We start from the raw sequence: 11,042 nt of genomic DNA, 5'->3' as shown, positions 1-11,042 counted from the left end.
CTTCCAGTTTGAAGAAATGGAGGCAAGCAAGCGAAAGCGCGGTAGTAAATTGAAAAACTAAGGAACCTTAAGAAATATGGAGAACGTGTCCAAACTTAGGGGGTCGGACCGGTCTTATCGTCGTACCTTCATTAATTGCGTCAAAATCAGGGGTCATTGCGTCATTTTTTCTTTTTTTGCGTCAGAATAAGAGGTGATTGCGTCATTTTTCTTTTAATTGCGTAATTTACCATTTAACACCAAAACGCCATAACGCTATCACCTCCCAAAAAAAAGAGACTGACCCACAATGAGCCAGTCTCTTTCATCTGTTAAAAAAGTTTCTTTACTTGTTTGCGGATTCGTTTCATTTGTCTCTGACTCATCATATTGGATCTTTGAGAATAGATGGAAGCCGCGACTCCTGCTCCAAAACCAACGATGGATGCAAATGTTTTATTCAAGAAAGACACCTCTTCCTAGCTTAGTCGGCGTTCTTCCTCATCAAACAAGTCATCTAAGGAGCTGAGTGATCCATCCTCTTCCACCTGGTGAGTATGAATGACTCCCTTAGATAAGGAAAGTTCAATATAGCAGCCCCAACAATAGTATTGGTTGATGCCGATCTTTCCGATATCTTTGCTCTGACAATTTGGACACTTCATCGGTACGTTCACCTCAGGGCTTCACCGGATAATGGTGATTATTCCTTACCATCATGTCCAATCAGTGCATGTTTTATACTTGTTTGATGAGTTCTGACGCACGAACATTGATGCAATATCAACGTTCTTATATAGTGTGGGATATTTTCCTGAATTCATAAGGAGTAACCTTTTCCATAGCATCCATTGAATATTTTTATTGAGTGGTGAAGGACCGCCCGATTTCTTCTTTCACATAATCAATTTCGAATCCGAGATCTTCAAGCATTCTATGGTCCGCTGTCCCGTCCTGCCCCGCTGTCGTCAGGTAATCCCCGACAAAGATCGAGTTTGCGGGATAAAGGCCCAATGGCTGCAGACTTCGCAGGTTTACTTCACGCCCACCGGATATCCGGATCTCTTTCGTCGGATTGATGAAGCGCATCAAGCAAAGGACCTTTAAGCAATATCTCGGGTTCAGTTCATCCGTTCCTTCAAGAGGCGTCCCATCGATGGCATGAAGGAAATTGACCGGTATCGAGTCGGCGTCGAGAATCTTCAGGCTATGTGCCATATCCACCACATCCTGCAGCGTTTCTTTCATGCCGACGATGATTCCGGAGCAAGGGGAAATACCTTCTGCTTTTGCCTGCTCTACGGTATTCACCCTGTCTTCATATGTATGGGAAGTGGTGATGTTTTCATGATGGTTAACGGATGTATTGATGTTATGGTTGTAGCGATCCACCCCTGCTTCCTTTAACCGTTTCGCCTGGTCACCCTTTAATAATCCGAGACAGGCGCATATCTTCAAATTATACTGTTCCTTGATTTCTTTAACCGCCGATACAACATGATCCACTTCCCGATTGCTCGGCCCGCGGCCACTTGCGACGATGCAGTAGGTGCCGACATTCAGTTGATGAGCATTTTCGGCTCCCTTCATGATGGTTTCTTTATCCACCATGCGGTACTTCTCGATCGGTGCATCAGAGACGCTCGACTGGGAACAGTACCCACAATTCTCAGGACACAGTCCCGATTTTGTATTGATGATCATATTTAATTTGACCTTATTTCCATAATAATGTTTCCGGATCACGTACGCGCTGTGCAATAACTCCAGAAGCTCATCATCCGGACTTTGCAGGATGGCTAAAGCTTCTTCATTCGTCAGTTCCCTTCCCTCGATGACCTCATCCGCAAGTGTTTTCCACGTTTTCATCTGACAACCTCCCCATTAAGCTGCACGCTTTAAATTTCTGAATGTACTTTTTGACAGCACCGATTTCTCTAAACGGTGTGCCATGACACCTGCACAGACGGCTAAAATGATGTCTTTAGGCAACGGGACGACCATCCATGCCCATGCGAGCTTATAGGTGAATCCTTCAGGGGCTTGTGCCCAGAACTTGTAGGCAGCGTACATCCAGTTTGTTCCGACTACGTAATTGACCACCATCCCGACCAGTGCGGCGAAGATATATACTTTGATACCTTTATGTTTTTCCACGATTTTCCCTGTGATATAAGCCGTGAAAATAAACGAAATGACAAATCCGAAAGTCGGGCTCACTATAGAAGATAACCCTGCTCCAAATCGTGCAAATACAGGGACCCCCACGAGACCGACCAATGCGTACACTGTCATGGAAATCGCTCCGATTCTGCTTCCAAGGATCGCCCCTGCTAAAATGGCGAAGAACGTTTGTAACGTAATGGGTACACCGCCCACTACCATAAAAGGTACGAATGTCGTGATGTTGGCACCGATCGCCATAAGTGCAACAAACATCCCTGCCAGTGTAAGATCGATTGTCCTTAATTTTCTGTTCATCTGTCTTCCCCCATCTGTCATTTTTTCTACAAGATAAGGATATCGCTTTCATTAAATATATGTCAACTTAATTTTAATTATAGTTAACAATAAACCTAAAAAAAGTTGATGAATGAAATAATCATTCATCAACTTTATGCTTTCATGAAATCGTAAGGGCTGATCCCTTCCATTCCGATCATCGGGTCTTCAGTCAGCAGGAATTCTTCAATGGGTAATTCCCCCTCCGATGAATCCTCTTCCACACGACTACCCTCATGATTCAGTAAGCCCCTCAGCTTCTCGCTCAAGGTCGTTTTCCTGAGAAAATCATCTTCCCTCTCCACCCCAAGTTTGAAAGCGTCCAGCTCCCCGCAGAGAATGAGGAACTGCTTGCTCCTTGTAATGGCTGTGTATAGGAGATTTCTCCGTAACATCCGGTAATAACTCTTCACGACAGGCAAAATGACAATGGGAAACTCGCTTCCCTGGGATTTATGAATCGAGCAGCAATACGCATGGGTGATTTGCATGAGATCCTGTCGAGTATACGTGACCTCATTTCCTTCATACGAAACGATGATCATGTCCTGTTTCTCAGTGTTTTCCTTAGCATAGAATATCGAAACGATCTCACCGATATCCCCGTTGAAAACATTGTTTTCAGGCTGATTAACAAGCTGAAGGACTTTATCCCCGATCCGGTATTTCACGTCCCCGAAGGCGATTTCTTTACGGGTCCCATCATTGCTATTAAAGATTTCCTGAAGAAGTTCATTCAATCGGTCGATCCCTGCAGGCCCTCTGTACATAGGGGCAAGGACCTGTATATCTTTTGGTGAGTAGCCCTTCTTCTTGGCATTTTCCACCACTTTCTGAACGACCTCGGAAATCTGATTCGTCCTGCAGGGAAAGAACGAACGATCTTTTTGCTGTTTGGTCAAATCTGCCGGAACCTGTCCCCTTTTCATATAGTGAGCAAGTTCAATGATCGAGGAACCTTCTTCCTGCCTGTAAATATCCGTCAACCTGACAGTCGGCACGCTTTCCGAATTCAATAAGTCCTTCAGTACCTGACCTGGACCGACGGACGGCAATTGATCTTCATCCCCCACAAATATGACTTGAATATCCTCAGGCAAAGCCTTCAGTAATTGATGGGCAAGCCAGGTGTCGACCATGGACACTTCGTCCACAATCAACAGCTTGCCCTCGATGGCCCGTTCTTCATCGCTCTGAAATCCTTCCTGACCATTCCATCCGAGGAGTCGGTGGATCGTCATGGCCGGCAGCCCCGTTGATTCCGTCATCCGCTTAGCTGCACGTCCTGTAGGGGCCGTGAGCAAAACGGGGAACGGTTCATCTTTGTAATCCTTGGGATCCAGCGAACACCCGTGAAGATCCGCGAACAGTTCCACGATCCCCTGAATAACAGTGGTCTTCCCCGTACCCGGTCCACCCGTCAACAGGAGCATGGGAGACATCAATGCCGTCTCGATGGCTTCCTTCTGAGAAGGCGCATACTGCACCCCAAGCCTGTCCTCAAGGGCACCAAGTGACAGAAGGAATTCAGACTGGGGGAATTGATCTTTATATTGTGTCTGGGACAGTATCTTCTCAATATTGGTCACAATCCCCTTTTCAGAAAAATAGAGGGAGGGAACATACACCTTCGTCCCTTCACCTATGACTTTACCTTCTTCCTCCAAGGAAACCAACTGAGTGGAAATGTCGGTGAACTCGATTCTTTCAGGCTGACTTTTCTCAAGGAGCTCTTTCACCGTTACAACGAGTTCCTCCGCTTCAAGATATACATGACCCTGCTTGACACATGTTTGTTCCAGGGTGTATAAACAGCCCGCTTTGATCCGGTCCGGATGACTGCCTGTCAAACCAATCTTAGACCCCAATTCATCTGCCCGGGTAAAGCCGATCCCTTCAATATCTTCCACAAGCTTATAAGGATTCTTTTGAATGATTTCAAGTGCCTGCTCTTTATAAGCCTGATAGACCTTCATGGAAATCTGGGGACCGAATCCAAGCTCATTCAGCATGATCATGACCCGTTCGAGTCCCTGATGCTCAGATAACGTATCATAGATACTCTTCGCCTTTTCTTTTGGAAGCTTTGGAATTTCATCTAAGAGGCTTGGATTTTCGAGTATTTTACTGATCGCATTTTCCCCGATATGCTCCACGATCTTTTCAGCTGTTTTTTTGCCGATCCCTTTAAAGAGATCACTTGATAAATAATGGACGACGCCCTGTGTGGTTTGGGGGATTTCTTTCTTGAAATGCTTGGCATGAAACTGCATGCCAAATCTTGGGTGCTCTTGAAACCTTCCATAAAATACATAGGTCTCATCTTCATGTATCTTAGGAAAATTTCCGGTTACGACCGCTTCTTTATCCTCATAAATATCATTTGTTTCATCCACACGGATTCTGACAACCGTATACAGATTCTCCTCATTATGAAAAATAGTGACAAGATGCCTTCCTTTTATATAAATTTCTTCCTCACCAAACAGCTTTAAAGAGTCTTGCTGGCTCAAGGCAGTGAACCCCCTAACTATTCACTTTGTTCATTTTTAAGCTTTTCGATCATCTTGATTCCATAACCTGCCAGCATATGATCAGGTTGAACTTCAATGGCTTTGTTGAAATACATGAGTGCCGTATCTGCATCATCCTTATGTCCTGCATACGCAACCCCCAGATTATAATAAGCATCTGCATGCTCCGGGTCTGCTTCCACCACCTGGGATAATTGAGTGATCGCTTCTTCATATGCTTCCACTTTCGCAAGACACAATCCTAATTGGAAACGCGCTTCGATGTCTTCTTCATTCAATTCAACACTTCGCTGAAAGTACGGTAATGCAAATCTTGGCTGATCCAACTGGAACAGACTCATTCCAAGCATGAAGAATACGTCGGCATTCTCCATTCCTTTTGAGATGGCCTTCTCAAATTGATCTTTTGCTTCGTCAAACTTATTCTCATTGAAGAACAGATTTCCGAGAGAGTAATAAGCTGCTCCTGCGTTTTCATCGACGGAAATCGCCCGTTCAAAAAACTTCTTCGCTTTTTCATTGTCACCAACCGACATCAATACATTTCCGAAATTGATATACCCAACCGGTTCCTTTGGATTTTCTTCGATGGCTTCTGTAAAGAGTTTTACCGCCTCTTCTACTTTTCCTTCTTGTAATAACTCAATGCCTTTTAAATTCTTATCCAATGTAAACACCTCTATATGGTCTATTATTTATGTATGTACTTCCTTTTATCGTTATTAGTATAACATAAGGGACATCCTGAAATGGAATCCTTCCTTGATGAAAAAAAGGACTGAGAGAAAAGAGATTCCCTTCTCCTTTTCCCAGTCCTTTTTCATTATCCGACGTACGTCAGTTTTTTCTCATCTTTAAAGATCGTATCGATCGTTCCTCCACCAAGACACTCATCACCGTTGTAGAAAACGACGGCTTGTCCCGGGGTCACCGCTCGAATAGGTTCATCAATAATGACTTTCACCTTGCCACTCTCCAATGGAATGACCGTGACCTTATTATCATCCTGACGGTAACGGAATTTTGCCGTACATGCGAACTCCGACGATTTCTCTTCATTCGATGTCCAGTGAACATCCGTCGCAAGGATGGAATCGGAATAAAGGGCAGGGTGCTCAAAGCTTTGACCTACGTAAAGGACATTTCTTTCCAGGTCCTTCCCGATGGCGAACCAAGGCTCACCTGCACCACCGATGCCAAGTCCGTGACGCTGACCGATGGTATAGTACATTAATCCATCATGTTTCCCCATCACTTTTCCATCAAGCGTCTCCATCTTTCCAGGCTGCGCCGGAAGATAGTTACTCAGGAAATCTTTGAAATTGCGTTCGCCAATAAAGCAAATGCCCGTACTGTCTTTCTTGGTTGCAGTAGCAAGGCCAGCTTCCTTCGCGATTTCCCTTACCTTTTTCTTTTCGATGCCTCCAAGGGGGAACATCACTTTTTCAAGCTGCTCCTGACCAAGTTGATTGAGGAAGTATGTTTGATCTTTATTGTGATCGACGCCACGGAGCATCTTATATTCTCCGTCACGATATTCAACCTGTGCATAGTGACCGGTTGCGAGATAATCCGCACCCAATTTCAGTGCATGATCAAGGAATGCCTTGAATTTGATTTCTTTATTGCACATCACATCGGGATTCGGGGTCCTGCCGGCTTTATATTCATCCAGGAAGTACGTAAACACTTTATCCCAGTATTGTTTCTCAAAATTCACAGCGTAGTAAGGAATCCCAATTTGGTTACAGACCCGAATCACATCGTTGTAGTCTTCGGTTGCCGTACATACTCCGTTTTCATCGGTATCGTCCCAGTTCTTCATGAAAATCCCGATGACTTCATAGCCTTGCTGTTTCAATAACAATGCGGCTACAGAAGAGTCCACTCCACCGGACATCCCAACGACCACTCTCGTATCTTTTGGTTCTTTTTTCACTAACGCCACCTCCTTGTTTCCGTTCGATCGCCCCATTAAAGACAACCCTCTTATGTTGTTAATCTCTTCACGATGTTTGCGACTTCATGGGCCGTCCTCTCAATCTGCTCCTCCGTATTTCCAAGACCGAAGCTGAACCGGATCGAGTTCCTTGATTGGTCAGACTGTTTCCCATACATCGCCACAAGTACATGTGATGGTTCTATCGATCCAGCCGTACAAGCGGAACCGCTTGAAACGGCGATACCTGCCATATCCAAATTCATCAGCATGGATTCTACATCCGTGCCGGGAAAGCTTAAGTTTAGCACATGGGGTAATCCGTGCTCAAGGGATCCGTTCTCTTCGAATTCAATCCCCTCATCAGCCAATGTTTGTCTAAGTAAATTCTTGAGACCAGATAGCAATGCATGCTTCTCTTCAAGAGAATGCCGGGCAAGCTCCACTGCTCTGCCCAGACCCACGATTGCAGGGACATTCTCTGTTCCTGCACGACGCTTCCGTTCCTGCTCCCCGCCGAATGATCCCGGCTGAAGATCCACACCTTTATGGGAATAAAGAAATCCAATTCCCTTGGGACCGTTGATCTTATGCCCTGAAACCGAAAGCAGATCGACCCCCAGATCCTTAACATCGATGCCAGTCAATCCGAAGGCCTGTACAGCATCCGTATGGAAATAGGCCTGGTGATCCTGTAATAATTCACCGATTTCTTTAATCGGCTGCAGGGTCCCCACTTCATTATTCCCGAACATGATCGTCACGAGGATGGTCTCATCACGCAGTGCCTTTTCCAGGTCCCCAAGCGCTATCCTTCCTGAGCGGTCCACAGGCAGGTACGTGACCTCAAAGCCTTTTGATTCGAGAAATTCACATGCATGCAACACGGCATGATGCTCGGTCTGTGTCGTAATGATGTGGTTACCCTTTTCCTGATTGGCTTCGGCCGTTCCGATGATCGCTAAATTATCCGCCTCAGTCCCGCCACTGGTGAAAATGATTTCATTGTAATCGGCATGGATGCTATCTGCAATGATGGTCCGTGCATGATCCACAAGGTGACGTGATGCACGTCCAAATGAATGAATGCTCGATGGATTGCCAAAGGCCTCCTTCATCACTGCTGTCATTTCATCGATCACTTCAGGATGCATGGGCGACGTTGCAGCATGATCCAGATACACTCTTTCCATTGATTGTTACCTCCTAGATATAGAACATGTACGCATCTGATTCATCGTCATCAGAGTGGCTGGCCAAATCTTCTATTGTTGTATTGTCGAGTACTTCTTTGACGGCATCCCTGATCCTGATCCACAGTTCACGCTTTGCCGGTTCCTCGTCCTCGATTCCTTCCACGGGACTGATCGGACCTTCAAGGATCCGGATAATATCCCCCGCTGTAATGTCAGATGGCTCATGGCCCAGTACATAACCACCATACGCGCCCCTGATACTTCTGACCAGACCGCCGTTCCGGAGTGGAGCGACAAGCTGCTCAAGATAATGTTCAGACAGCTCATGCTGCTGTGCGATTGTTTTCAGTGAAGTCGGCCCTTCACCATGGCGTTTTGCAAGTTCTATCATAATGGTTAAACCGTAGCGGCCTTTAGTTGATATCTTCATGTCCAGCACCTCTATTATATTTAATAACGTCACATTTTGAGACGGGACGTTTTTCTTCTTATTGACTTTTGTTATTATAGCATAATCGTGCCCACACTGTGAAAGGGGCGGTTTCATTCTCATTGTGCATCCACAATATTTCCTTAATGGTACCTCCTGTGATAAAGTGAATGGTACTAGAACGTCAGTTTGGAGAGATGTTTCATGTCGATAAAACCACTTGCCTTTAAGATGAGACCAAGGACCATCGAGGAAATCATCGGGCAGCAGCATTTAGTCGGAGAAGGAAAAATCATCGACCGGATGGTGAAGGCGAAGCAGCTATCATCCATGATCCTGTACGGACCTCCCGGCATTGGAAAAACGTCCATCGCAAGTGCCATAGCCGGAAGTACAAAGTACCGTTTCAAGAACCTTAACGCCGTGACGAATAATAAAAAAGATATTCAGATCGTAGCGGAAGAAGCGAAGATGTCAGGAAAGGTGATCCTCCTATTGGATGAGGTCCACCGACTGGATAAAGGAAAGCAGGATTTCCTCCTTCCCTATTTAGAGAACGGGATGATCACATTGATTGGGGCTACAACAAGCAACCCCTATCATGCCATCAATCCGGCCATTCGAAGCAGATGCCAGATATTCGAATTAAAGCCTCTTTCCATAGAAGAAATGAAAATCGCCCTGACCCGTGCCATTGAAGATGAAGAACGCGGCTTGGGCGGATATTCACTCGATGTAACCGACGAAGCGATTGAACATTTTGCAAGCAGCAGCTTCGGTGATGTAAGAAGTTCATTGAACGCATTGGAGTTGGCTGTACTGTCCACTTCCCCAGGTGACGATGGGGTCATTCATATTGATGTCTCCATAGCAGAAGAGTGCCTACAGAAGAAAAGCTTTTCTCACGATAAGGATGGCGACGCTCACTATGATGTTGTCAGCGCATTTCAGAAATCGATCCGCGGGAGTGATGTGAATGCAGCCCTCCACTACCTTGGAAGACTCGTGGAAGCAGGAGATCTGCCGAGCATTGCACGGAGACTATTGGTCATTGCCTATGAAGATATTGGACTTGCCAATCCCCAGGCGGGATCACGGACACTCGCGGCAGTGGAAACAGCTGAGAAGATCGGGTTTCCGGAAGCCAGGATCCCGTTGGCTAATGCCATCATCGAGCTATGCCTTTCTCCTAAGTCGAACTCTGCGATCACCGCCATCGACCTTGCCCTTGCAGATATCAGGAAAGGCAAGAGCGGCGAGGTGCCGGATCACCTGAAAGACGCACATTACCAAGGGGCAAAGGAATTGGGCAGAGGTGTGGAGTATAAATATCCCCACAGCTATGAATCCGGCTGGGTGGCGCAAACCTACCTGCCGGATAAATTGAAAAAGGCTCACTACTACACCCCGAAAGCAACAGGGAAGTTCGAACAGGCCATCGCTGGGGTGTATGAGAAGATAAATAAGCAAAATAAATAACCTGCAAACTTAATGGAAGGAGAAACGGAAGAGTTTCGTTTCTCCTTCCATTTTTTTCACTCTCTTAATACCATATCCCCCACCCAAACATACATTAATAAAAATGCCTGGAGGTGTATAGATTGATCATCATCGAAAATGAATCCACCCCTAAGGATTTACCGAACCTGACCGCTGTTGAAAAAAATATATTTACTACATTAAAAGAAAGCCCCACCGACTATCGGTATCGGAATCTTCCAGAGCTCAAATATGAGCTGAAAGTAAGAGAAAGAATCATTAGCAATGCGAAAAAAATGAATGAAAGTGACGCCACTTTTTCAGCCTTCGAACATTCGAAGTTCAACCCGACATTTTGGATCAAGACCCCTTATGGATACCGCTTGAAGGAATCCAAGCTTCCATCCGACGCCATTGATGATATCTTCACCAACAGTTCTGCGTACAGCTTCGAATGTGTCACAAGTATTGTCCTGCTTTACTATAAATCCATCCTCGATACGATCAAACCTTCCTATTTCAATGAACTATACTCGCATCTCCTTGTGTGGGGCCACAACTATGATGATGATCTTCCCATGGTCACATACAAAGGGCTGGATTATATCCCCGGGGATGTCTATTACTTCTTCAATCCCGATTTCGAAGATCCGATCTGGATGGGTGAAAACTCGGTCTTTATTAAAGAAGATCAGTATTTCGGTCACGGGGTGGGACTCATGACGCATGACGAAATGATTGAGGCCCTGAATACACTTCGCAAAAAGGATGCAACGAAGTCTGCCTACCTCCTTGAACAAGTTACCCGCCTGAAATTTTCTGATTTATATCGCTACACATAAAGAGGGACGGACTATGATAAGTCCGTCCCTCTCAGACTGTAGACAAACCCCACCTTCACTTTAACCGAAGGTGGGGTTTTCTGATATTTTAAAAGATTTTTCTCCTGTTTCTAGGCTGGACATGGCCCTCGCCATGTCCAG

Annotated in this window: 11 protein-coding genes; 2 read left to right on the top strand and 9 right to left on the bottom strand. The window is 45.5% G+C overall.

Features of this window, described 5'->3' with window-relative positions; all coding sequences use genetic code 11:
• Positions 1 to 311: 311 nt before the first annotated feature.
• The 9 genes from V8G47_RS20480 to cymR form a co-directional block, all read right to left on the bottom strand.
• A complete protein-coding gene (locus tag V8G47_RS20480; RefSeq protein WP_094075150.1) occupies positions 312 to 452 on the bottom strand; it encodes a YrzQ family protein in 141 nt (46 codons plus the stop codon).
• Positions 453 to 458: 6 nt separating this feature from the next.
• Positions 459 to 644 carry a hypothetical protein gene (locus V8G47_RS20475; RefSeq protein WP_034757353.1) on the bottom strand — a complete coding sequence of 62 codons (186 nt, stop codon included), beginning with the start codon at positions 642 to 644 and terminating at the stop codon, positions 459 to 461.
• 196 nt (positions 645 to 840) lie between these two features.
• Positions 841 to 1,848, bottom strand: coding sequence for a biotin synthase BioB (gene bioB, locus V8G47_RS20470; protein WP_336201652.1), 1,008 nt, complete (start codon positions 1,846 to 1,848; stop codon positions 841 to 843).
• A gap of 15 nt (positions 1,849 to 1,863) precedes the next feature.
• Positions 1,864 to 2,460, bottom strand: coding sequence for a biotin transporter BioY (locus V8G47_RS20465; RefSeq protein WP_336201651.1), 597 nt, complete (start codon positions 2,458 to 2,460; stop codon positions 1,864 to 1,866).
• A gap of 134 nt (positions 2,461 to 2,594) precedes the next feature.
• On the bottom strand, positions 2,595 to 4,994 hold the full coding sequence (gene recD2 / locus V8G47_RS20460) for an SF1B family DNA helicase RecD2 (RefSeq protein ID WP_336201650.1): 2,400 nt from the start codon (positions 4,992 to 4,994) through the stop codon (positions 2,595 to 2,597).
• A gap of 17 nt (positions 4,995 to 5,011) precedes the next feature.
• Positions 5,012 to 5,683 (bottom strand): tetratricopeptide repeat protein, encoded by a 672-nt coding sequence (locus V8G47_RS20455; RefSeq protein WP_336201649.1) that lies wholly within the window; start codon positions 5,681 to 5,683, stop codon positions 5,012 to 5,014.
• 155 nt (positions 5,684 to 5,838) lie between these two features.
• Complete coding sequence (mnmA, locus tag V8G47_RS20450; RefSeq protein ID WP_336201648.1) at positions 5,839 to 6,954, bottom strand: tRNA 2-thiouridine(34) synthase MnmA; 1,116 nt, start codon at positions 6,952 to 6,954, stop codon at positions 5,839 to 5,841.
• Between the two features lie 50 nt (positions 6,955 to 7,004).
• Complete coding sequence (locus V8G47_RS20445; protein ID WP_336201647.1) at positions 7,005 to 8,147, bottom strand: cysteine desulfurase family protein; 1,143 nt, start codon at positions 8,145 to 8,147, stop codon at positions 7,005 to 7,007.
• 13 nt (positions 8,148 to 8,160) lie between these two features.
• Positions 8,161 to 8,580 (bottom strand): cysteine metabolism transcriptional regulator CymR, encoded by a 420-nt coding sequence (gene cymR, locus V8G47_RS20440; RefSeq protein ID WP_336201646.1) that lies wholly within the window; start codon positions 8,578 to 8,580, stop codon positions 8,161 to 8,163.
• Positions 8,581 to 8,784: 204 nt separating this feature from the next.
• On the opposite strand from cymR, the gene V8G47_RS20435 reads away from it, so the two are divergent.
• A complete protein-coding gene (locus V8G47_RS20435; RefSeq protein WP_336201645.1) occupies positions 8,785 to 10,059 on the top strand; it encodes a replication-associated recombination protein A in 1,275 nt (424 codons plus the stop codon).
• Between the two features lie 122 nt (positions 10,060 to 10,181).
• Positions 10,182 to 10,901, top strand: a complete 720-nt coding sequence (locus V8G47_RS20430) for a protein-glutamine gamma-glutamyltransferase (protein WP_336201644.1) — start codon at positions 10,182 to 10,184, stop codon at positions 10,899 to 10,901.
• The last annotated feature ends 141 nt before the right edge of the window (positions 10,902 to 11,042 follow it).

The organism is Rossellomorea sp. LJF3 (genome assembly GCF_037046045.1).
GTDB lineage: Bacteria > Bacillota > Bacilli > Bacillales > Bacillaceae_B > Rossellomorea.
The sequence above is the reverse complement of the archived record's forward strand: the minus strand, read 5'-3'. Positions and strand labels throughout refer to the sequence as shown.

Bases quoted from the DNA above. Each gene is read 5' to 3' on its own strand.
- V8G47_RS20475 (WP_034757353.1), bottom strand. From the start codon at position 644: ATGAAGTGTCCAAATTGTCAGAGCAAAGATATCGGAAAGATCGGCATC.
- bioB (WP_336201652.1), bottom strand. From the start codon at position 1,848: ATGAAAACGTGGAAAACACTTGCGGATGAGGTCATCGAGGGAAGGGAA.
- V8G47_RS20465 (WP_336201651.1), bottom strand. From the start codon at position 2,460: ATGAACAGAAAATTAAGGACAATCGATCTTACACTGGCAGGGATGTTT.
- V8G47_RS20445 (WP_336201647.1), bottom strand. From the start codon at position 8,147: ATGGAAAGAGTGTATCTGGATCATGCTGCAACGTCGCCCATGCATCCT.
- cymR (WP_336201646.1), bottom strand. From the start codon at position 8,580: ATGAAGATATCAACTAAAGGCCGCTACGGTTTAACCATTATGATAGAA.
- V8G47_RS20435 (WP_336201645.1), top strand. From the start codon at position 8,785: ATGTCGATAAAACCACTTGCCTTTAAGATGAGACCAAGGACCATCGAG.